Annotated in this window: 21 protein-coding genes and 1 tRNA gene (1 of these 22 cut by a window edge); 14 read left to right on the forward strand and 8 right to left on the reverse strand. The window is 62.3% G+C overall.

Going from position 1 to position 21,718, the window contains the following annotated elements; translation table 11 throughout:
• On the forward strand, window positions 1-323 hold a 323-nt coding region (locus tag E5X34_RS29300), incomplete at its 5' end, for a 2-oxo acid dehydrogenase subunit E2 (RefSeq protein WP_292572210.1).
• 138 nt (window positions 324-461) lie between these two features.
• On the forward strand, window positions 462-1,640 hold the full coding sequence (locus tag E5X34_RS29305) for a DUF930 domain-containing protein (RefSeq protein WP_292572212.1): 1,179 nt from the start codon (window positions 462-464) through the stop codon (window positions 1,638-1,640).
• A 1-nt stretch (window position 1,641) separates the two neighbouring features.
• On the opposite strand, the gene E5X34_RS29310 is transcribed toward E5X34_RS29305, so the two are convergent.
• Together E5X34_RS29310 and E5X34_RS29315 are read right to left on the reverse strand one after the other, a co-directional pair.
• Window positions 1,642-2,316 (reverse strand): HAD family phosphatase, encoded by a 675-nt coding sequence (locus E5X34_RS29310; RefSeq protein WP_292572215.1) that lies wholly within the window; start codon window positions 2,314-2,316, stop codon window positions 1,642-1,644.
• Window positions 2,317-2,404: 88 nt separating this feature from the next.
• Window positions 2,405-3,046: a hypothetical protein gene (locus E5X34_RS29315; RefSeq protein ID WP_042643978.1), complete on the reverse strand. Its 642-nt coding sequence runs from the start codon at window positions 3,044-3,046 to the stop codon at window positions 2,405-2,407.
• A 188-nt stretch (window positions 3,047-3,234) separates the two neighbouring features.
• Between E5X34_RS29315 and E5X34_RS29320 the strand changes: the two genes are divergently transcribed.
• From E5X34_RS29320 to ptsP, 5 genes are read left to right on the forward strand one after another with little or no spacing between them, the layout of a single operon-like run.
• Window positions 3,235-3,672, forward strand: coding sequence for a transcriptional regulator GutM (locus tag E5X34_RS29320; protein WP_042643996.1), 438 nt, complete (start codon window positions 3,235-3,237; stop codon window positions 3,670-3,672).
• 52 nt (window positions 3,673-3,724) lie between these two features.
• Window positions 3,725-4,492 (forward strand): PTS glucitol/sorbitol transporter subunit IIC, encoded by a 768-nt coding sequence (locus E5X34_RS29325; protein ID WP_292572217.1) that lies wholly within the window; start codon window positions 3,725-3,727, stop codon window positions 4,490-4,492.
• A 15-nt stretch (window positions 4,493-4,507) separates the two neighbouring features.
• Window positions 4,508-5,512 (forward strand): PTS glucitol/sorbitol transporter subunit IIB, encoded by a 1,005-nt coding sequence (locus E5X34_RS29330; protein WP_127306199.1) that lies wholly within the window; start codon window positions 4,508-4,510, stop codon window positions 5,510-5,512.
• 28 nt (window positions 5,513-5,540) lie between these two features.
• The gene (locus E5X34_RS29335; RefSeq protein WP_126061115.1) at window positions 5,541-5,921 is read left to right on the forward strand and encodes a PTS glucitol/sorbitol transporter subunit IIA; all 381 of its coding nucleotides are present in this window, start codon (window positions 5,541-5,543) and stop codon (window positions 5,919-5,921) included.
• Window positions 5,922-5,968: 47 nt separating this feature from the next.
• Window positions 5,969-7,954 (forward strand): phosphoenolpyruvate--protein phosphotransferase, encoded by a 1,986-nt coding sequence (ptsP, locus tag E5X34_RS29340; RefSeq protein WP_292572220.1) that lies wholly within the window; start codon window positions 5,969-5,971, stop codon window positions 7,952-7,954.
• Between the two features lie 17 nt (window positions 7,955-7,971).
• On the opposite strand, the gene E5X34_RS29345 is transcribed toward ptsP, so the two are convergent.
• Window positions 7,972-8,742 carry a hypothetical protein gene (locus E5X34_RS29345; protein ID WP_292572223.1) on the reverse strand — a complete coding sequence of 257 codons (771 nt, stop codon included), beginning with the start codon at window positions 8,740-8,742 and terminating at the stop codon, window positions 7,972-7,974.
• 143 nt (window positions 8,743-8,885) lie between these two features.
• Between E5X34_RS29345 and E5X34_RS29350 the strand changes: the two genes are divergently transcribed.
• From E5X34_RS29350 to E5X34_RS29370, 5 genes are all read left to right on the forward strand, one after another.
• Window positions 8,886-9,899, forward strand: a complete 1,014-nt coding sequence (locus E5X34_RS29350) for a sugar-binding transcriptional regulator (RefSeq protein WP_292572226.1) — start codon at window positions 8,886-8,888, stop codon at window positions 9,897-9,899.
• A gap of 65 nt (window positions 9,900-9,964) precedes the next feature.
• Window positions 9,965-10,041 (forward strand) — tRNA-Pro (locus tag E5X34_RS29355).
• A gap of 168 nt (window positions 10,042-10,209) precedes the next feature.
• Window positions 10,210-10,872, forward strand: coding sequence for a hypothetical protein (locus tag E5X34_RS29360; protein WP_292572229.1), 663 nt, complete (start codon window positions 10,210-10,212; stop codon window positions 10,870-10,872).
• A 3-nt stretch (window positions 10,873-10,875) separates the two neighbouring features.
• Window positions 10,876-11,952 (forward strand): hypothetical protein, encoded by a 1,077-nt coding sequence (locus E5X34_RS29365; RefSeq protein WP_292572232.1) that lies wholly within the window; start codon window positions 10,876-10,878, stop codon window positions 11,950-11,952.
• Window positions 11,939-12,949, forward strand: coding sequence for a metallophosphoesterase (locus E5X34_RS29370; RefSeq protein WP_292572235.1), 1,011 nt, complete (start codon window positions 11,939-11,941; stop codon window positions 12,947-12,949). Before E5X34_RS29365 ends, E5X34_RS29370 begins: the two co-directional genes overlap by 14 nt.
• Window positions 12,950-13,099: 150 nt before the next feature.
• On the opposite strand, the gene E5X34_RS29375 is transcribed toward E5X34_RS29370, so the two are convergent.
• From E5X34_RS29375 to E5X34_RS29390, 4 genes are all read right to left on the reverse strand, one after another.
• On the reverse strand, window positions 13,100-14,299 hold the full coding sequence (locus E5X34_RS29375) for an O-antigen ligase family protein (protein WP_292572298.1): 1,200 nt from the start codon (window positions 14,297-14,299) through the stop codon (window positions 13,100-13,102).
• Between the two features lie 56 nt (window positions 14,300-14,355).
• Window positions 14,356-15,891, reverse strand: coding sequence for an undecaprenyl-phosphate glucose phosphotransferase (locus E5X34_RS29380; RefSeq protein ID WP_292572238.1), 1,536 nt, complete (start codon window positions 15,889-15,891; stop codon window positions 14,356-14,358).
• A 98-nt stretch (window positions 15,892-15,989) separates the two neighbouring features.
• Window positions 15,990-17,120 (reverse strand): glycosyltransferase, encoded by a 1,131-nt coding sequence (locus E5X34_RS29385; protein WP_292572241.1) that lies wholly within the window; start codon window positions 17,118-17,120, stop codon window positions 15,990-15,992.
• 10 nt (window positions 17,121-17,130) lie between these two features.
• The gene (locus E5X34_RS29390) at window positions 17,131-17,694 is read right to left on the reverse strand and encodes a polysaccharide biosynthesis/export family protein (RefSeq protein WP_040983193.1); all 564 of its coding nucleotides are present in this window, start codon (window positions 17,692-17,694) and stop codon (window positions 17,131-17,133) included.
• 263 nt (window positions 17,695-17,957) lie between these two features.
• Here E5X34_RS29390 and E5X34_RS29395 point away from each other — a divergent pair, with 263 nt between their 5' ends.
• Window positions 17,958-20,201 (forward strand): exopolysaccharide transport family protein, encoded by a 2,244-nt coding sequence (locus tag E5X34_RS29395; protein WP_292572244.1) that lies wholly within the window; start codon window positions 17,958-17,960, stop codon window positions 20,199-20,201.
• Between the two features lie 181 nt (window positions 20,202-20,382).
• Window positions 20,383-20,817, forward strand: a complete 435-nt coding sequence (locus E5X34_RS29400; RefSeq protein ID WP_292317488.1) for a peptidylprolyl isomerase — start codon at window positions 20,383-20,385, stop codon at window positions 20,815-20,817.
• Window positions 20,818-20,836: 19 nt separating this feature from the next.
• On the opposite strand, the gene E5X34_RS29405 is transcribed toward E5X34_RS29400, so the two are convergent.
• Window positions 20,837-21,718: the 3' portion of a GNAT family N-acetyltransferase gene (locus E5X34_RS29405; protein ID WP_292572248.1), read on the reverse strand. 324 nt of this gene lie beyond the right edge of the window; only the last 882 of its 1,206 coding nucleotides appear in the window; its start codon lies off the right edge, out of view; the stop codon is at window positions 20,837-20,839.

The raw sequence follows: 21,718 nt of genomic DNA on the forward strand, positions 1-21,718 counted from the left end.
ACGAGATGAAGGATCTCGCGAGCCGCGCCCGCAGCCGCAAGCTGAAGCCCGAAGAGTATCAGGGCGGCACGACGGCGGTGTCGAACCTCGGCATGTTCGGCATCAAGGACTTTGCCGCCGTCATCAATCCGCCGCATGCGACGATCCTGGCGGTCGGCGCCGGCGAGGAGCGGGCGGTGGTCAAGAAGGGCGAGATCAAGATAGCCACCGTGATGTCGGTGACCCTGTCCACCGACCATCGCGCGGTCGACGGCGCGCTCGGCGCGGAACTCCTCGGCGCTTTCAAACGCATGATCGAAAACCCGATGGGCATGCTGGTGTGAGCCAATTTCCGCAGGCCTTTGATCCGGCTTGATCTTACGCCACGGGGCCCTGCGATCACCGACTTGTCAGGCCGGCAGCTCGCAGGAATCCCGGCCCGGTGCTTGAAGCCGCCGCTATTTCGTTCCACATCGGGCGCAATGAACGGCAAGATGCGGGAATGGTTTCGGAATTGGCGATGGGCCTTGGCCGCATCGCTGTTCCTGCATGTCCTGATTGCAGCGTTCCTGTTCTTTGGCCTGCCGAGACCCGAGCAACAGCCGGACCAGCAGGAACAGCCGGTCAATGTCGCGATCGTGCCGCCGCCGGAACAGCCAAAGCCGAAGCCCGCTCCGAAGCGGCCGGAGCCGAAACCTGAACAGAAGGTCGAAAAGCCGCCTGAGCAGCCGGCTCCGAAGCCACCGCCTCCGCCGCCGCCGAAACCGCAGGACATGCCGGTTCTGAAGCGCGTTTTCCAGTACGGCGAGAAGGATACCGGCCCGGAGAAATCTCTGAACGGGGGCAGCGCTCCGGCCAACGCGCCATCGCCGACCCAGAATGAGCCCGCGAAGCCGCCGGTCGCGCAGAAGCCGGCGCCCGGCCAGCCCGCTTCGCCTGCAACGCCCGAGCAGCAGCAGCCGGATTCCAACAAGGCTCAAGAGAAGCCGGCAACCGCAGCGTCGGACGAAAAACCCGCGCAAAGCGAGGAGAAGAAAGCCACTGAGGATGCCGACAAGCAGCAGCCCGACAAACAAGAGACGCCGCCGCAAACCACCGAGCAGCAAGCGGCCGTGCCGTTAAAGCCATTGACGGCCGAGTCAGGCGACAAGCTCGCGCCTCCATCCTCGGCCGAAAAGGCAAAGCCTAAGGCTTCCAAGGCGATGAAGTTCAAATCCGCAAGGGCCTTGAGAGCGCCAAGCGGGAACCCGGCAAGGTCGAACTCCGCCGACAGCGCGGTTGCGGGAGCGCCGATCTATTCCGGCCTGCCGGGCGTCAGGAAACTTTACTCGCCGGGTGCGACCGGCAATATGCAGGCTACGAGCTCGATGGAGAACGTGCCGCGCGATCAGCGCATCGCCAATCTTTGCGCCAACGTCCTGAACCAGGAACTGCAAAGTGCCGACTACGCGCCGAAATGGCTGCCGACCATCCCCCTGAAGCAGGGCAATGTTCTCAACCCTCCGCAGGCCGCCTTCAGCACGACAAGCCAATGGTACGATCTGAGCTTCCGCTGCGAGGTCGACGCCGACGCCACGCGGGTCCTGTCCTTTAACTTCCGTGTAGGGGGATTGGTCCCGCCGGCGGACTGGACCCGACGTCGCTTCCCCAGTCTCCGCTAGCTTAAGCCGGCACGCCGAGCTCGGCCAACTGCCGGGCAACCTCATGCCAGTCGGCGCAGACAAAATCGGCGCCGGCGGCTTTCAGCCGCCCGCCGTGCTCGGGATAGGTGTGACCGCCGCCGGTATAGCCGATCGCGATCATGCCGGCAGCCACCGCGCCCTGAACGCCGAAGGGCGAATCCTCGACCACGATACAGTCGGTCGGCTTCGCCCCCATCTTCTCGGCGGCATGGAGGAAGATGTCCGGCGCCGGCTTGCCGTTCTTCACCATCGAGGAGGAAAAGATCGCCTCGCCGAAGAAGCGCGACAATCCCGTCACCGACAGGCTGTGGTTGATGCGCTCGACCGAGGACGACGAGGCGACGCAACGGTTTCCGGCAAGCGCGCTGAGGAATGGCGCGATCCCCGGCGTCGGCTTCAACTCCTCGGAGAAGAGCAGCTTGGTCTCGGCCCAGATGTCCCCGTCGGCCGCCGGGGGGAACTGGTGGCCGGTCAGTTCCTTGATCTTCACGATGATGTCGGCCTGCTTCATGCCGATGCATTGCGCGATGATGCCGCCATGCACGCCCGGCATGCCGTGCTTCTCATAGACGCGCTCGTAAGCCTTGGCGGCCAGCGGTTCGCTGTCGACGAGAACGCCGTCGCAGTCGAAGATCATCAGTCTGGTTTGCGCCACGCGCCTCTCCCGGCCTCTGTGCCAATGCGCACATCGCTATCGATAAAAAGTCAGATGTTCAATAGCGGGCAATTACGTCTCCGGCGGCTCAAAGCTGGCGCAACGCCTCGCTGACCGGCGAGGATCCAAGCGCGCGCTGCATGGCCTGGCGCGACTGGGCGCGGTCGGGCGTGATCCAGTTGGGCTCGGCGCCGAGGAAGCGGTCGAGGAACGCCACGGCATAGGCGGGCATTTCCGTTGCGTTCTCGCGGTAGGACCACCAGGTGCGCAAATCGTCGGCGCATTTGTCGATGCTGGGCGCGGTGCCGAATTCCTGCTCGTGCACGGCCAGGATCGCCGACACGCAGTAGTTGGTATAGAGGAAACCTTCCGGCCAGAAGCGCACGATTTCCGCCGTGCCGGCATTGGCTTCCGTCTCGATCATTTCCTTCAGACCTGAGACCTCCCGCGCCGGCGCCTGCCGGATCAGCTCACGCAGCACCAGCCCGGCGGCGAAGACGATGAAGTCCGCGCGGTCGACCGCCGCGAATCGCTTCTGCGCTTCCATGACTTCGATCCAGTCGAGGAAGGCGCGCGTCAGCTTGGCCTCGTCGATCTCGAAGCGCACGCCGAACGTTTCCGACACCACCTTCGCACTGCTGCGGAAGGTGGCGCGGAACCAGCGCAGCTGCCGCAGCCGGTGGCGAAGGTCCGGCATAAGCGCCAGTTCGTGCCTAAAGGGCAGGTCCATGTCTCACATCCCGTTTGACGACAGGCTAGCACAGCGCCGCCGATGCCGAAATCGGCCGGTCGCCTGTGGAGCGTTATGGCCGCTAATATAATACATGTTGACATTCGAGGAAACAAATGTTCTCACTTTCGGGTCGTCTCGCCTCCGTTCAATATGTCCCGGAGGAAGAGACTCGGGAGGAGACCGAAATGGCAATCTGGCAGTGGGCACTGCTTCTGCTGTTTGTTGTCTGGGCGCTGCAATCGTTGGGCGTCTGGCTGCAGATGCGGCATTATTCGGATGTCTTCAAAGGCGTCACCAGCCAGTACAAGGACGGTTTCGTCGGCGCGGGCAATTTCCGCGGACGCCTGGCCAAGGGCACCATCGCGCTCATCGTCGTGACGCCGGATCTCATCGTGCGCCGCATGATGGTCATGAGCGGCCGTTCGGTGCTGACCAAGTTCAAGCGACATGAAGAATTCGAGGGCATCCCCCTCGATCGACTCCGGTCCAACCCTGCGATCATGGGGGAGGGGGAACCCGGTGTGGCCGAGGCCGTGAAACGGGCGATCGAGCAGATCGACCGCGCGCGGTCGGAGCCGGGGAAGAAGCCGGGCCTGGCCGGCTTGAACATAGCAAGGGCTTAAACGACGCCGGCAGCCGGCTGGGAATGACCGGCAGGGGTCATAAGGAGGAGAAATGTCTGTAATTACACTATTGGCGCAGCATGCAGACCTCGCGGTGCACAACCTGCATCTCGCAGGCACCATGGTCTCGGATGCTGCCTGGCACGGCAAGCTCGGCGTCGAGCATGCCACCGATCATCTCGTGGTCCTGGCGCAGGCAACGACCGACAACGCGCCGGTCACCGCCGATCAGCTGAAGGAACAGCTGAAGAATGTGCAGCAGGAAGAGCAGCTCGGCTGGCTCACCGCGATCGGCAAATACTTCATCGGCATCTTCCAGAAGGGCGGCGAAGTGTTCGCCGGCTTCGTCACTGGCATCATCCCGACCCTGGTCGTGCTGATGACGGCCTTCTACGCCGTCACCGAGCTGGTCGGCGAGGAGCGCGTCCACGGCCTGGCGCGTGGCGCCGGCCGCATCGCGCTGACCCGCTATACCGTGCTCCCCGTGCTCTCGGTGTTCTTCCTTACCAACCCGATGGCCTACACCTTCGGTTCTTTCCTGGAAGAAAAGCACAAGCCTGCCTTCTATGACGCGGCAGTGTCCTATGTGCATCCGCCGCTCGGCCTCTTCCCGCATATCAACCCGGGCGAATATTTCGTCTGGGGCGGCATGCTGGTGGCGCTGCTCGACCTCGAGAAGCGCGGCGTCATCGCCAACGGCTATCACGTCAAGGTGGCCATCTGGTACGCCATCGTCGGCCTCGTCGTCATCCTGCTGAAGGGCATGCTGACCGAGCGCATCACGGCCATCATGGCACGCCGCCAGGGCGTCGAGCTCTAAGGGCGGGAGGACACCATGGCCAAGACATACAAGGCAGTAAAGATCTCGAGGGGCTCCACCGGTTGGGGCGGCCCCCTGGTCATCGAGCCGACCGAGCAGCGCAACAAGGTCGTGTCGGTAACGGGCGGCGGCATCCATCCGGTGGCGCAGCTCATTGCCGACATGACCGGCGCCCAGGCTGTCGACGGCTTCAAGTCGCCGCCGATCGAAAGCGAGATGGCGGTCGTCGTCGTCGACTGCGGCGGCACCGCGCGCTGCGGCGTCTACCCGCGCAAGCGTATCCCGACCGTCAATCTGACGCCGGTCGGCCAGGCGGGTCCGCTCGCCCAGTTCATCACGGAAGACATCTACGTTTCGGGCGTGAAGCCGGCCAATGTCGCAATGGCGGACGGATCCGAAGCGGTCACCACTGCGGGGGGAGCAGCATCGATGAGTTCAAGCAACAACACCACTGCCAGAGCGGCCGAGCCGCTGCCGAGCGAAGGCGGGCTTATCGGCCTGATCAGCTCGATCGGCCGCGTCATGGGCCGCGTGGTCGGCATCTTCTTCAACTCCGGCCGCCGCACCATCGATCAGGTCGTCCGCAACGTGCTGCCCTTCATGGCCTTCGTGACCATGCTGATCGGCCTCATCCTCTATACCGGCATCGGTGACGTGCTGGCGCAGCCGATGGGTCCGCTGGCCAACAACATCGTCGGCCTGCTGATCATCTCGGCCATCTGCGGCCTGCCGTTCCTGTCGCCCATCCTGGGACCGGGCGCGGTCATCGCCCAGGTCATCGGCGTCGCCATCATCGGCCCGCAGATCGCCAACGGCACCATCTCGCCCGCAATGGCGCTGCCGGCGCTGTTTGCCTACAACACCCAGGTGGGCTGCGACTTCGTTCCCGTCGGTCTGGCGCTCGGTGAGGCCAAGCCGAAGACGATCGAAATCGGCGTGCCGGCGGTGCTCATCAGCCGCCAGATCATGGGCCCTGTCTCCGTGCTGATAGCCTGGGTCGTGTCCCTGATCGTGTTCTAAATAACAGTAGTAAAACGAGGTTCGTCATATGTCGGTTCTTCTCAAGACACGGGTCACGGCAATCGGGCCCGAAGTGGCGGACCTCGCCGAGGGCGGCGTGCTCATCCTGTTCGCGGATGGCTCGCCTCCCGAACTGGCCGAGGTCTCCGTGCTGCACAAGACGGAGGAAGGCCCGAGCGATGATGCGCCGGCAACAGGCGCCTCCATCACACTCGGGCCGGTCTCGGCGACGATAACGGCGGTCGGCTCCACGGCCTGGAGCAAGGTCCGCGAGATGGGTCATGTCGTGATCTCCTTCAACGGAGCATCCGAGGCCGAAAGGCCGGGTGAGGTTTGTGCGTCCGAGGTCGATACCGGAGCGCTCGTGGCCGCCCTTACACCGGGCGCTGTCATCACCATCGCCGCCTGATAATATCCGCGCTTCTGTCGATAAGCGCCCAAACCTAGAGAATTGCCATGGAACGCTCGACCATCGTCAGAGTGCACGAAGGTTTGCACGCCCGTCCCGCCACGCGGTTCGTAAAACTCGCCAAGGGTTTCGAATCCGATGTCGAGCTGGTCAAGGACGGCAAGGCGGTCAGCGCCAAGAGCTCCGTCAAGCTGATGCTGCTGGCGGTAAAGGAAAACCAGGAAGTCACAGTGCGCGCCAATGGCGCCGACGCGATCGAGGCGATCGAAGCGCTGATCGGTTATCTTGAGAATCCGCGCGCCGGTCTCGACGACGAGAGCGAAGCGGGCGAGGGCGGCTCCGAAACCGCAGCTGCGGCACCCGCTCCAGAGGCGGCGCCGCTGCCTGCCGCGCCGATGCATGGAATCTCCAAGCTCCAAGGCGTAGCCGCCAGTGAGGGCGTGGCGATCGGGCCGGCCTTCGCCCATTTTCCCCCGGAGATCGAGGGGCCGGGCAGACGGCTCCAGGCCGATGAGATCGACAGCGAGCTCGAGCGCTTCCGCGGCGCCGTCGCCAGCGTCCAGGCGCGCATGGACCGCACGCTTGCCGAGAACAATCTCTCCGCCGGCGACCGCGGCATCGTCGCGGCGCTGCGTGACATCGCCGCCGACGACAGCCTGACCGGCGAGGTCGAAAGGCTGATCAAGGGCGGCGACGACGCGGTCTCAGCGGTCATCGCGGCTGCGGCCACCATCGCCGCCGATTTCAGCGCGGTCGACGACCCCTATCTCAATGCCCGGGCCGACGACGTCCATGCCGTCGGCCGGCAGATCTGCCTGGTGTTGCTCGGCCAGGACGAGGTCAGCCTGGAGACCACCCCTCAAGGCGCGATCCTGATTGCCGACGATATCGGCGCCTGGGATCTGGCGCGCGCGCCGCTGAAGCGCATCGGCGGCGTGGTCTGCGGCCATGGCGGCGCCACCTCGCACATCGCGATCATCGCCCGCTCGCATGGCATTCCGGCCGTGCTGGGTCTGGGAGACAAGATCAACGAGTTGCGTGCGGCCAAGGAGGTCGCCATCGACGGCAATGCCGGGCATGTGATCGTCGATCCGGATGAGGCGACGCGCTCCGATTTCAACAAGCGCGTTGAAGCCGCGGCGCAGGAGCGCGCCGGGCTGAAAGTGTTCAAGAGCGTGACGCCGACCCGCGCGGATGGCACGGTGATCGAGGTCGCGGCGAATATCGGCTCGCTGGAAGAGATCGAGGCGGCGCAGGAAGCTGGCGCCATGGGCGTCGGCCTGTTCCGCACCGAGCTGCTCTTCATGCGCCACATGCACCTGCCTTCGGAAGACATGCAGGCCGAGACCTACAGCGCCCTGGCCAAGGCGTTTGCGCCGCATTCGGTCATCGTGCGCACGCTCGACATCGGCGGCGACAAGCCGATCGCCGGCATCGAATTCCCCGACGAGGAGAACCCCTTCCTCGGCTGGCGCGGCATCCGCATGTGCCTGGATCGTCCCGACATCTTCAAGCGTCAGCTGCGGGCACTGCTCAGGGCTGCGGTTCACGGCAACATCAAGGTGATGCTGCCGATGGTCTCGGAAATCACCGAGGTGACGCGGACCCGCGCGCTGGTCGATGAATGCGCGACCGAGTTGAAGGCCGAAGGCGTGCCGCATGCAAGCTTCGACCTCGGCGTGATGATCGAGACGCCGGCCGCCGTACTGATCGCGTCGGCGCTGGCGAAGGAAGTGGCGTTCTTCTCGATCGGCACCAACGACCTCACCCAGTACATCATGGCCGCCGACCGCCTCAACCCGACGGTCGCCAAGCTTAACGATGTCACCAATCCGGCGGTGATGTCGGCGATCGAGCTGACGGCCAAGGCGGGTGTCGCCGCCGGTATCATGGTGGGCATGTGCGGCGAGGCCGCCGGCCGTCCGGACTTGATCCCGGCCTTCATCGGGATGGGCCTGACCGAGCTCAGCATGAGCCCGGCCTCGATCCAGCGCGCCAAGAAGACCATCGCGGCGATGGCGCCCGAACGATAGCGGATCCCTCGCGGCGGTTACGTCAGATGCGCGAGCAGAGTGGCGAGAACCGGTGTCAGTTCCTGGACGGCATTGGCCTGGGCGCAAGCCTGCCGGATGCGATCCTCCCGCACTTCGGCCGCCAGCACCGCGATCTCGAGAATGTCGGGCTCCGGCGTGCCGCCGTCCGCCTTGGTCGCCAGTCCGCAGGCAAGCACGACAGGCGCCAGACATCTTATGTCGAGCGACCGGTCGGCCGTGGCCGCCTCGCCAGGCTGAACCGGACGGTGGTTGAGGCATTCGACGAGGAGAGCCGCGCAGGCCGCAGCGACTTGGTCGGTGGAGGCCGCATCCGCCGTCGCCCCAGCCAGAAGATCGGCATGGCGCTTGCGCATCGCGGCGTGCACGGCGGAAAAACTCGCCTCGTGTACGCGGGCCTTGTCGACGCCGTAACCGGCCAGAACCGCGCGGGTCAGATAATACATGTCGCGCCTGAATTGACGTTCGCCGCCGATCTGCCGGTCTTCATCGCCGTCCGGGAAATAGGAGCGCAGGCTTTTCACGGTCGTTCCGTCGACCTTGAGCGGCCGGGAATGCGGAACGAAGGATTCGGCGATCGTCAGCGCGTCGTCGACAGCGCTCGCGGCGTGGCCGAGCAGGCTGCGACCCGGAAAGGGAGGCAAATTGCCGGCTATATCGTGAGACGTCTCGCCGGCGCTGTCGTGGCGGCTCTGGCGAATGGCGTCGCGCAGTTCCCGAAGCCGGTCCTTCAGGTTGGCGCGGACATCTTCGGAAATTTGTCGCAGCATCGCCAATTGCCTCGAAATGCTGAAGCCGCTCACGGCTTGGGGGGCGCCAGTCGCCCTCTCTAGATTGTTCGTCTCGATTGGTAGATCAATAGACGATATTTAACCAGCATGCAGAATCGGCGAGGCCGGGCTTGGAGGGGAAATTGGGCAGGCGGCGGCAGGGCGAACCCGAAAACGGCAGGGGGGCGGCTGAGGCATCCGAGCAGGTCGTCAATGAAAGCCGGACCGACCGGCTCAGGATCCGCGCCGCCTGGATGTATTTCGTCGAGCAGATGACACAGAACGAGATCGCCGACGTGCTCGGCGTCGGCCGGGTCACCATCGTGCGCATGCTGGCCGACGCGAGGGCTCGCAACGAGGTGAAGATCACCATCGAGAGCGAGCTGCTGGAGATCGTGCGCCTGGAGCGCGCGCTGGAAAAGACCTTCGGCCTGCAGCAGGCGCTGGTTGCGCCGCTGTCCGATCCCAAGGCCGATCCGATTCCGGCGATCGCCGCCAAGACCGGCATGTTCCTGTCCGATGCCATGAAGTCCGGCATGCGGGTCGGCGTCGGCTGGGGCGTCACGCTGTTCCACACCTTGCCGTTCATCAGCGCCAAGTCGCTGAGCGACTTCAGCGTGATCTCGCTGCTTGGCGGGGTTGGCGTCGCACGCCGGGTCAACCCGGCCGAGTTTGCCTGGCGCTTCGCCCAGATTTTCCAGGGCGACGGCTATCTGATGCCGACGCCGGCCGTCGTCGACAGCGTCGAGACCAAGATCGCGCTGGTCGAGCGTTGCGGCCTGCAGGAGATTTTTGCGATGGCCGACGCGCTCGATGCGGTCCTGCTCAGCGTCGGCGGCATCGCTTCGGCCACCACCTTCTCGCGCGGCGGCTTCCTCAAGGAAGCGGACCGGGAGGCCCTGCTTGCGCGTGGCGCCGTCGGTGACCTTCTGTTCCATTTCTACGACCGCAAGGGCGACCTCGTCGACCATCCCGTCAACAGCCATGTGATGTCGGTCGATGTCGACCGGCTGCGCAAGGCCCCGATCCGAATCCTGACCTCCGGCGGCGCGGAGAAGACCGAGGCGCTGCTCGGCGCCATGAACCTGATCGCGCCGACGGTGCTCATCACCGACGAGGAAAGCGCGAGGCGCATGCTGGCCGCGCACGGGGGTTGATCCTAAAATACGCTCCGAATTCGGTTGACCCGCACCCGGTTATCACGATACATCGCGACCCGGTCCGGAGTGTAGCGCAGCCCGGTAGCGCACTTGACTGGGGGTCAAGGGGTCGTCGGTTCGAATCCGGCCACTCCGACCATTAAAACAAGGACTTAGAGTTCTTCGATTCTGCGAAATCCCCCAAACTGGAAAATTGGGTACCTGGAGGGGTAGGTTTGGTAGGCAGCACTCCAGCGCTGTGAGGCTGGGCTTGACTAATGTGCGCGGGGATTTCACTCTGCCGGTGCAACGTGGGGGCTGAACTTTGGTGGCAGAAGCGAAATCGATCCTGCCCATAACCTCGATCGCCGAGGCATTCACAACGATCGCACGGTTGACGCCGGAAGAAGCGCAGGCCCTGCAGTCCTTCCTAGGTAGTGAAAGATCATTTTGGCCCTCAGATGAGGTCAGCGATCAATTCTGCGTGACGGCAAATCTTATTAGAAGTGACGCGGATACGATCTTAAGCATCGTGAAATTCATTTACGACCGACTTGCCGAGCGAAGGGGTGAAGAGCGCGACGCCGCCATTAAGGCAGTAGCGGCGGACCATCGAGAAGACGACCTCACGGATCAAGAGTTTTCTACGCTCGTTGATCGATTGTTGGGTCTGCTAGCGTACAGCGAGATACACGAAAAGTTCCGCAAACTTCACCGACTGGAGCGCGGATTTCTGCCTATCGCCTCAAATTTCGAGACGCTAGTCGACTTGCGGCCAGATTTTGATGATAGCGCTACCGACATCGTTAATTTCATCCCCGTCGTATCGATGCGTATCAAAACAAGCTCAAACGACCCCTCCCTGCGCAACTTCTCATTCACCTTGCCCTTGGAACAAGTGGCCGCGCTAACCAAATGTGTGGATCGAATGAATGCCAAGCTAGGCATTTTGAACGCTAGGCTTGCCACAGATCCACCGGCGAAGAAATAAGAAATGTATCTCGAGCGTGACGATAAGCTGGACGCGGTTTTCGCTGCCCAAGAGGCCATGTACCCGGTCGGCCGCCCTCGCAGGAAAAGACGCCGATTCGGCGCCGGTGCCCCTCGCCAAGGGGGAATCGATTTGCAGACCGAACGCAGCGATATCCAGGGTATGGGAGACCAAGACGTCGCAATACCAGTGGTCGACTACTTCGATATGATCAAAGGGCGCTCGGCTTACGAGCATTTAGTTTTTGAAGCTGACGCGGTATTTGCTGCCAGCGCCAGAAAGATTCTGTCCGTTAGCGTACTCGGTGCGCACAATACCGCTTCAGTTGAGATCGCGCGGTATCTATCTAAGATCACGACCGAGCCACCGCTCAGTCGTGATTTGCTAGTACCTGGGTTACCATTGAATGAGCGTAGCCTCGTTTTTGACGCTGCAACGGTTTTTCGAAGGGTCGCGGCGACCGTGTCTTCGCTCGGCGCCGTGCGGTCTCTGCTAAGCGACAATGATAGGATAGCCCCTCCACCTGCCTCCACCGCGCCGCCTTCATCTGTCTTTAGCAAGTCTGCCGAGCCTGAATTGCCACTCAGGGCTGAATTTGTACCAAGTCGGCAACTGCTGGATATCTGGATTAAAAGTCTCAACAGCTATCTTGAAGAAGCCAAAGTAATGGGCGAGACGGACTCGTACGATCTTTTCTCAATTGCGGACGATAAAAGGCGACTTGAGCAAGAATTCCACAAGCGTCTGCGTGGAGTGCTAGTCAAGCAGGCAATAATCTACAGTTATAGTAAAAAGGTTTATCGACTGACAATTGGGCATTCTTTCTCGCCGACGTTTCAGAGTAAATTATCTGAAGAATTTATGCTTAAAGCTGATCTTGGTACCGAATTTTTCAAGCTGTTGTTCGAGGAAATCAGTGCTTGGGTGCGGGCAGGGCGAAAAATTTCGGGGTCTTGGGGTCATCTTGCTATAAGCGAGGATTCAGATTTAGTATTTTACTTGCAACGAAAAAAGGTACGTAAGGTCCCTGGTTTTACTGCGCTAAAATCTGAGAAAAAAAATCAAGATGGTGAGGTTTAGGCTTTTACATCTGTCAGATTTTCATTTTGGCAGGAATGCCGATGTAACAAATTTGATACATCGGGCAGCGCTTAATTTTGAAGGTATTTCCGATGTCGATATTGACAAGCTGGTGCCGCGCTCCCCTAAACAGTCGCTGATAAAGCCAACGTCTCATGATACTCTTGCTGCGTTTGGGGTAGCAAAATTTTGCTACGAACAAAAAGATAATTACGACGCTGTAATAGTGACGGGGGATCTTGCCACTACTGGTCGTCGCGCTGATATACAATTTGCTTCGGATTTTATCTCGAAGAGATATAGCGAGAGCTTTTTTGATTTTACAGGGACGAAATATTCTCTGGCTGGAAATGAAAAAGATTGCTTCGTAATACCAGGAAATCATGACCGCTATACTAGCACACTTGGCGGTGGTCCTGGGTCAGTTGAGTTTGACAACATATTCAAAATCTTTCCAGGGGCCTCGCGCGTTTACTCGAAAATTTTGCGAAAAAAGGGTGGGTCATGTGGCCTGGTATTCGCGGATTTTTCATTGAAGAAACGCAGAGACGTTAAGACCGCTCAACTTGCCGGTGCTGAGCTACTAAAAGGGATTTTTGGACGTGGAAACGTTTACAATGATGTTTTGTCCGACTTGAAGGCTGAGACCACAAGGTTGAGGCACGTCGAACCTGGTGTTTGCATTATATGGGCCATCCATTTTGCTCCATATGACGTCGGCGATAGTCTTGAGTTTCAAGACTATCCGAAACTCTTGGCCGCTGCGAAGGAATTAAATGTTAGACTGCTATTGTGCGGCCACACCCACACTAGATCACTACAAAATTGGGATGGCATACATATTGTGTGCGCAGGGACGGCTTGCGCGAATGATGAAAATCCTACTCACCTCCTGCATATTGTAGACATTCGGTTGGATCAGGGGCGGATGAAACTTAAACACGAAGATTACTTGTTTTCTCCAGATGATGGAGAGTTCCGGCGACATAAATCCTGATGGAGACGCATTTGACGGGCAGTCAGGAGATCTGTGGTTCGAACAGAATCCTCTAACAATCGGATTAGCTAGCTGGCGATCAAAATATTTTCGCGGCTTGCTTATTCGTTGTCATTCCTTGAATCGGAACACCTGCCTTGGCGCCAACCGCTATTCCCGCTGGTGCCGGTACTCCAGCGCGATGGCGCCCCAGACCAGGCCGAGCAGCAGGTAGAGATGGCGCCAGTGGTCGATGTCGATGAAGGTGCCGAGGCCGATATTGCCGAGATAGGCGACATAGGCGCAAAGCAGATAGGGCTGCCATGGCCGGTCGCGCAAAAGGATGCGGAAGCCGGCGCCGATCGTCCATAAGGTCAGCGTCAGGAACGAGACGAAGCCCAGCCAGCCGTAGTCCATCAGCGCCTTCAGCCAGATGTCGTGCGTATCCTCGCCATAGATCGTGCCGAACACCAGCGGGCCGATGCCCAGCGGATGCTCCATGGCAAGCTGAAAGCCGATCGTGTAGCGGGCGAATCGGCCGAGCCGAGCCGAATCGTAGCTCTGCTCGAGCTGCGCGCGCTGCGTGAACATGTCCGACACGCCGGGCAGTTGCAGGATGATCAGGAAGGCGATGACCAGCAGCGCCACGGCCGCGATCGTCATCACCACGACCCGCAGCCGGAACTTGCCGCTCGCGCTCTGCAGGAAAAGGCACCCGGTAAGCAGCACCGCCGACACCGCGAACATGCCCCAGGCGCCGCGCGAGAACGAGAAGAAGATGCCGGCGGTGATGATGAGCAGCGGCACCGCCAGAAGCGGCATGCGCGACACCGGCCCGGTGAGCAGCAGGTAGAGCAGGTAGGTGCCGGGCAGCACCAGGAACGGCCCGAACACGTTCGGGTCCTGGAAAGCGCCGGCGGCGCGGTCGTATTTGGTGAACATTTCCGCGCCGGGAAAGGCATGGAAATAGCCGGCGATGCCGAGCAGCGACGTCGCCACCGCCGACACGGCATAGGCGATGAAGATCAGCCGGTAGAGGCTGGGCTGCACCGAGGTCACCGAGGCGAAGAACACCGCGCTGAAGGCGAGAAACAGCGAGACGGCGAGATAGAGCGGCGTGTTGGCGAGATCCGCCATCTGCGTCATGGCGATCATGCCGCCAACGTTCATCGCCACCAGCAGCACCAGCAAGGGCACGATCGCGCGGGAGATTCGAAGGCCGAACAGCGCCCAGACGGCGATCAGCCCGGCCATGTAGATCTCGTAAGGCGCGGGCTCGCTGATTACGAAGCCCGAGAGCAGGATGCCGATGCCGATAGCGGCCGACGCGATCAGCGAGATCAGCTTGGCGTTGACCGCCTGCGGCGGCAACTTGTTGACCGCCTGCGGCGGCAATGCCCGCGGCTGCAACTCATGGGCGACGGCGCTCAATAGGCATTTTCCGTGTTGAGCAGGCGGACCGGCGTCAGGAACAGGATGCGCAGGTCGAACAGCATCGACCAGTTCTCGATGTAATAGAGGTCGTATTCGGTGCGCATGCGGATCTTTTCATTGGTGTCCATCTCGCCGCGCCAGCCATTGATCTGCGCCCAGCCGGTGACGCCGGGCTTGACCTTGTGGCGGGCGAAATAGCCGTCGACCACTTCGTTGTAGAGCAGGTTGTGCGACTGGGCGGCAATCGCATGCGGGCGCGGCCCGACCAGCGACAGCGACCCGAAGAGCGAGTTGAAGAACTGCGGCAGCTCGTCGATCGAGGTCTTGCGGATGAAACGGCCGACGCGGGTGACGCGCGGATCGTTCTTGGTCACCGTCTGCTTGGCGGTCGGATCGGACCGGTCGGTGAACATCGAGCGGAACTTGTAGACCTCGATGATCTCGTTGTTGAAGCCATGCCGCTTCTGCTTGAACAGCACCGGGCCTTTGCTGTCGAGCTTGATGGCGATCGCGGTGGCGAGCATCACCGGTGAAAAGACGATGATGCCGACAAGCGAGAAGACGATGTCGAAGGCGCGCTTGGCAACCGAGTCCCAGTCGTTGATCGGCTTGTCGAAGATGTCCAGCATCGGCACGGAGCCGATATAGGAATAGGCGCGCGGCCTGAACTGCAGCGCGTTGGAATGCGCTGAGAGCCGGATGTCGACCGGCAGCACCCAGAGTTTCTTGAGCAGCTGCAGGACACGCGATTCGGCGGTCAGCGGCAGCGAGACGATCAGCATGTCGATGCGCGCGATGCGGGCGAATTCGATAAGCTCCGAAATCGTGCCGAGCTTCGGATAGCCGGCGACGATCGGTGGCGAGCGCTTGTCGTTGCGGTCGTCGAAGATGCCGCAGATGCGGATGTCGTTGTAGGGCTGCTTCTCGACCGAGCGGATCAACTGCTCGGCCGCCTTGCCGCCGCCGACGATGAGGGCGCGGCGCTCCATGCGGCCGTCGCGCGCCCAGCGCCGGATGAGCCTGGACATCACAAGCCTCAGGCCGAAGATCAGCACGAAGCCGGCCACGAACCAGGTGCCGAACAGCAGGCGCGAATAGTCTTCCGACGCCTTGATGGCAAAGGCGGTGAGCGCCATCAGCGCGAAACTGCCGGCCCAGACAAGCAGCACGCGGCTGAAATTGGCCAGCGGCCGCATCAGCGCCGCGATCTGGTAGCAGTCGGTGACGTCGAGCAGCACCACGGCCAGGAACGACGTCGCCGCGATCGCCAGCGGATATTGCCAGGCCAGATAGGTGAAGAAGCCGACATAGTAGAAATAGACGCCGAGCCCCGACAGGAACAGCAGTGCGAACTCGACCATGCGCAGCACGCCGCTGACCATGATTGGCGACATGGTATCACGCCGGTATTGCGAGGCGACCTGGCGCGCCACGTCGTTGATGCCGCCGGGCTTCTCGCTCCCGGCGGGAGCGTCGTAGTTGCGCACCGCATCCATCGAAAAGCGGCGTGCGGGGTCGATCTCATTCATGGGAACTGTCCGCGAGCTTCGCGCGACTGCTTAGCAAAAGAGAGCTAAGAAAGGCTTGAAACAACCGGTGGTTTTGAAGCTGTTGTGCGGTTGCGGACCTATTTGTTCAGCGCCGCGAAATAGGCTTTCTCGATTTCGGCGGCCATCACGTCGGCGCCGAATCGGGCCTTGAGCTCGCCGGTCTGCGGCATCATCTCCCGGTACGCGTCGCGCTCGCCGAACGCGGTCTTCATTTTGCCGGCAAGCTCGACGGGATCCGGCCGGATCAGGGCAGGGGAGCCTTCGCCGAAGATTTCCGGAATGCCGCCGACCGCGGTCGCAATCATCGGCATGCCGGCGGCCAAGGCCTCAAGCACGATATAAGGCATCGCCTCCGCGCGGGATGGAACCACGATCAGCCCGGCCAGGGCGAAGGCTTCCCTGGCCGGCATCGGCGGCAGGAAGCGGACGTGGCTCTTCAGGCCGAGCCGCTCGACCTGCGCGTGGTAGCGCGGCAGGTCGTCACCGTCGCCAACCATCACGGCGCTTAAGGGGCGTTCAAGCTCGCCGCCGGCCAAAGCCAGCGCATCGATGAAGATATCCGGGCCTTTCAGGTCGCGCATCATGCCGATGTACAGGAAATCGGCGGCATTCGCCGCCGTCGCCACCGGTTCGAATTCGGCCGCGCGCAAGCCGTTATAGACGAGCCGGTTGGGTATGGGCGGCTCGCCGACCTTGCGCCGATAGGTTTTCCGCTCGTAGTCGGAAACGAACAGCAGGCAGTCGGTGAAGCGCGCCATGAAGCGCTCCAGGCCGAAGAACAGCTTTCCCGTCGCCGTCGTTTCGTCATAGTGGAGGGAGCCGCCATGCGGCGAATAAAGGCGGGCCACGCGAGACCTTGAAACCCGCAACAGTGAGCCGAACAGCCGGGCATAGGCGCCACCCTTGGCGCCATGCCCATGCAGCACATCCGGCCGCAATTCCTGGATGATTCTGTAGGTGCGCCAGGCCGAGGCGAGGTCGCCCGGCCCGACATGGCGCTGCATCGGCGTGCGATGGATGCCGAGCGCCAGACTGTCCTTCATTGCTTCGAACAGCCGCTCCTCGTAGTCGCCGCCGGTCGTCGAATCGCAGACGATTCCCACCGCATGGCCGGCGGCGACCTGCGCCTCGGTCAGGTCGCGCACATGCCGGAAGATTCCCCCGACAGGTGAGCGGAAGCAGTGGACGATCCTGAGGTTCACCGTCACGACGGCTTTTTCAGAACAGACGTTCGCGAACGTAGACGGTGTCGCCGGGCAGGAGCGGATCGGATGTCAGCACCCGTCCGGTCATCACCTTGCCGTTGATGTCGCGGGTGATGTCGACACTTTCCTGATTGGCGCGCGGGGTGAAGCCGCCGGCGATGGCGACCGCCTTTTGCACGGTGAGCCCCGGCACATAGGAATACTGGCCGGCAGCGCCAACCTCGCCCATGACGAAGATCGGCCGGTATCGGTCGATTTCGACCGAGACGTCGGGATCGCGCAAATAGCCCTGGCGCAATTTGTCGGCGATCTCCTTCTCCAGCTGCTGCGCGGTGTGGCCGCGCGCCGGCACCGCGCCGACCAGCGGGAAGGAGAGGTAGCCGGACTGGTCTACGCTGTAGGTGTTGGTCAGCCCGTCCTGCTCGAACACCGTGACACGGACGCGGTCGCCGGCGCCGAGCCGGTAGGGCTGGTCGAGCACTTCATGGAAGGCGGCGGGCGTCGGGCGATAGCTCGAGCAGCCGGTCAGCAGCGACAGGGCAAGCAAAGCGCGAAAGAGGGAAGCAGTGCTTTTCATGACCGGCCAGGAACCTTCATCGCTCTTGCCGCAAGCCGCGGCACAACCCCAGGGAAGTGCGACCGTTATCATCCTGTTAGGGTTAATGGGTGGTAAAGGAGCGCGGTCGGGCAGCGTGCGGATCGGTAAAAAGCCCAATTGTTCTATTGCTTTCGCCGGATGTTCTTTGAGGGTTGTCTAATAAGTGTGCATTCCGATCTTAACGGGTGAGTTACCATAGTTGTTTACGGTCCATCCTCGACTCAAAGTTCGGAGCAGGATGCATGTCCGTTCAGTCCGCGGCCGCAGATGTCGATGTCGACCTGAAACAGCTGTTCGCCAGCCTGGCGAGGAACTGGCTGCGCATCGTTCTCGTCACGCTTGTGGTCACCGGGCTCGCCTTCGCTTTGGCCTGGCTCGCGACGCCTTATTACAAGGCGACTGCCAAGCTGGAGATCGGCTCGCGCGAATCGGAATACACCCGGCCGCCGGGCACCAACGATGACGACAAGCCGATTCTCGACGAACAGGGCGTGGCGACTCAGGTCCAGATCATTTCCTCGCCCGATATCCTCAGGCAGGTCGCGACCAAGCTCAACCTGGACAAGCTGCCGGAGTTCGACGAAACGCTGAAGATGTCGGCGCTCGGGCGCATCCTCGTTCTCGTCGGCTTGAAAAGCGATCCCTTCGATATTCCGCCGGAAGAGCGCGTGCTGAACGCCATGCACGACAAGCTCAATGTCTATGCGGTCGAAAAGACACGCGCGATCGCCATCGAGTTCGCCTCGAAGGATCCCCAGCTTGCCGCCGATATCGCGAATGGGATTGCCATTGCCTATATCGCCTCAAAGAGTGACGCCAAGCTCGAATCGAACGCCGCCGCCACCGACTTCCTGGCGCCGGAAATCGCCGACCTGCAGAATAGGGTGAAGGACGCCGAGGCCAAGGTCGCGGCGTTCCGCGCCCAGTCAGACCTTCTTATGGGCGGCAACAATGCGGTGCTGCCGACTCAGCAGCTTGCCGAGCTGTCGAGCGAGCTGTCGCGCGTGCGCGCCAGCCGCGCCGCCGCCGAGGCGAGTGCCGAGAGCGTGCGCCGGGCGCTGCAGAATGGCGGTTCGCTGGACAGCGTGCCGGAAGTGCTGTCCTCTGAGCTGATCCAGCGCCTGCGCGAGCGGCAGGTCGAACTCCGGGCCAACATTGCCGATCTTTCCACGACCCTGCTGGACAATCATCCGCGCATCCGGGCGCTGAAGTCGCAGCTTGCCGACCTCGACGGCCAGATTCGCAATGAGGCGCAAAAGATCATTCGCGGCCTGTCGGCCCAGGCTCAGACGGCCAAGGCCCGCGAGGATCAGCTGCTCGCGGACGTGAACACGCTGAAGGCCGCCTCGGCGCGCGCCGGCGAACAGCAGGTGCAGCTGGATGCCTTGCAGCGCGACGCGAACGTTCAGCGCCAACAGCTTGAATCCTATATGGCAAGTTACAATGCGGCGGCCTCGCGCAAGGACCGGAAATACTCGCCCGTCGCGGCGAGCCTGATCGCGCAGGCCCAGGTGCCGTCCCAGCCCTATTTCCCGAAGATCGGGCCGATCACCGGGGCCGCCGCCGCCGCTTCTCTGCTGCTGATGGCGATCGGCACACTGCTTGCCGAGCTGTTCTCCGGCCGCGCCATGCGTCCTGCCCCCGGTGCCCGGTTTGAGAGCATAGAGCAGGTGGCGATGCCTGTCGCGCGCACGGAACCGGCGATCGATGACGAGCGTCGTGCTTTTGCGCCTTACGAGCAAGCCGCTGCAGGACATTCAATCGCGGAAGCGGAACTCCCAAGGCCGAGCGAGCCGGTGGAGGTTCATGCCCCCGCTGCCAGACCCGCTGACTCCGTTGTCGGGCCTTCTCAACCCGGCAAATCGGCGCTCGAGCCGCGCCAATCCCGGCTCGGCGAGATCGATGTCGACAAGGCGGCGGAGAAGCTGATCGCTTCGGGTGCGGCGCGAGCGATCTTCGTGTCGCCCGAAGGCGATGAGGCGGCCGCGTCCGCCGTGCTGGTGGCGCGCGAAGTGTCGGATGCTGGCCTGCGGGTGTTGCTGCTCGATCTGACCGCGTCGGGCGCGGCATCGCGACCGATGCTGGACTCGAGCCTCTTCCCCGGCATCACCAATCTTCTAGCCTCCGAGGCGCAGTTCAGCGACGTCATCCATCCCGATCTCTATTCGGATGCGCATGTCATTCCGGTCGGCACCGCCGATCCGGTCCGCGCCATGCGCGCCGCCGACCGGCTGCCCATCATCATGCAGTCACTGACCACGGCCTACGACCTCGTTGTGGTCGAATGCGGCCCTGCCGACGCGCAGGGCATCAGTCGCCTGGTCGGCGACGGCACCGAAGTCTTCCTGTCGATGCTGGAAGCCGACGACCAGGTGACCCAGGCCGCGGTGAAGCTGATCGAGAACGGCTATCCCGACGTCACGCTGGTCACGCCGGTCGGCCATGAGCCGGGAGATCCATTGCCCGGGCGCCGGTCGGCTGCATAAGGCCGGAGGCCGACAAGACTGTCCCGCGTTGCCGCCTCATTTCTCGGCGGCTCCTCCACTTTACATCGGCGGCAAGGCACCTAGTTTGGATGTTTCGCGCCGCGCATTTTGTGCGTGGATGATCGAGAGCGGGGCCGTGATCCCTAGGCCGGCCCCCCAAAACTCCCAAAGGATGGCTGCTATGACACAGGCCAAGAACGGCGACACCGTACGCATCAACTACACCGGGCGTCTGGTGGACGGCACCCAATTCGATTCTTCCGGCAATGAACCGTTGCAGTTTACGCTCGGTGAAGGGCAGGTAATTCCTGGTCTGGAAACCCATGTCGAGGGCATGGAGGTCGGCACGAAGAGCACCGTCACAGTTCCCGCTGACGCCGCTTATGGTCCCCATCGCCCCGAGGCGGTCGTAACCGTAGACCGCGCCGCCGTGCCGGCAAACATTAACATCGATGTTGGCACCCGGTTGCAGGCTCGCACCCGTGAGGGTCGTCCCATGCAAGTGACGGTCATCGGCGTCGACGATGCCAGCGTCAAGCTCGACGGCAATCATCCGTTGGCCGGAAAGGACCTGGTATTCGACGTTGAATTGGTCGAGATCGTCCAGGCGGCGTAGTCAGCGACGTCTGCCAGGCCTAGCTGTCGTCCTCGGCGGGGGCCGGAGCTGCTTGTCCGGCCGCCCTGCGGCGCAGCATCTTGGTCAGCCTCCAGATCGCCGGATTGTTTTTGATGAAGGCCTTCGCCCGCGCGCCTTGCCGCAGCCCCGTCGCCAGCGCCCGGCCCTTTAGCGTCAGCGGCGCGAGCACCTCGAAATGCTGGACCTCGATATCGCACCAAAGCCGCTTGTAAGGCTCGTCGCCGACGGAGAAGTCATACACCTGGTAGCCGAGTTCGCAGGCTTCCTGGATGTTGTCGAAGAACAGGAAGTCGCCGGGGCTGGTGAAGGCGAGATCGTCCTCGGCGATGGCGCCGAACTCGCAGATCAGCCGCTTGCCGGACCGGCTGGAGCCGGTCACCGCGCGCAGCTTTCCCGCCACGTCGAGGCCGTGCAGCAGGAAGGACGGCTTTTCCTCAGCCAGCGCATCAGTAAACAGCGCCCGGAAGAAGTCGCGCACTTGCTTGTCGCCGAAGACATTGGCGATGCCCATCTTGGCGAAACGCGCTTCCTTCATCCCGAGAAAGGCGTCGAGCAGCCTGTCGACCTCATCGCGGGTGCGGGCTTCGATCCGCCGGAAGGCGCCGACGGCTTCGAACTTGCGCGTCTGCGAGCGGTGCTTCTTGCGCTTGCGCTTGCCGCTCGCGCGCGACAGCAACGCGTCGAACCCGCCGTCGAGGTCGACGGCGAGAGCAAGGTTGGGACTGGGGAAGCTGGGCAGCGCTGCGAGCGGGTTGGCGACGCCATCGAGGTTGGGCAGCAGCCTTTCCAGCGAGATCAGGTCGATGTCCGGGCGCGCCCTGGCGATCGCCTTGAACATCGAGCGGATCGCCGGGCCGTCGATGGTGGATAGGAAACGTGG

It is taken from the genome of Mesorhizobium sp. (genome assembly GCF_004963255.1).
In the GTDB taxonomy this organism is placed as follows: domain Bacteria; phylum Pseudomonadota; class Alphaproteobacteria; order Rhizobiales; family Rhizobiaceae; genus Mesorhizobium.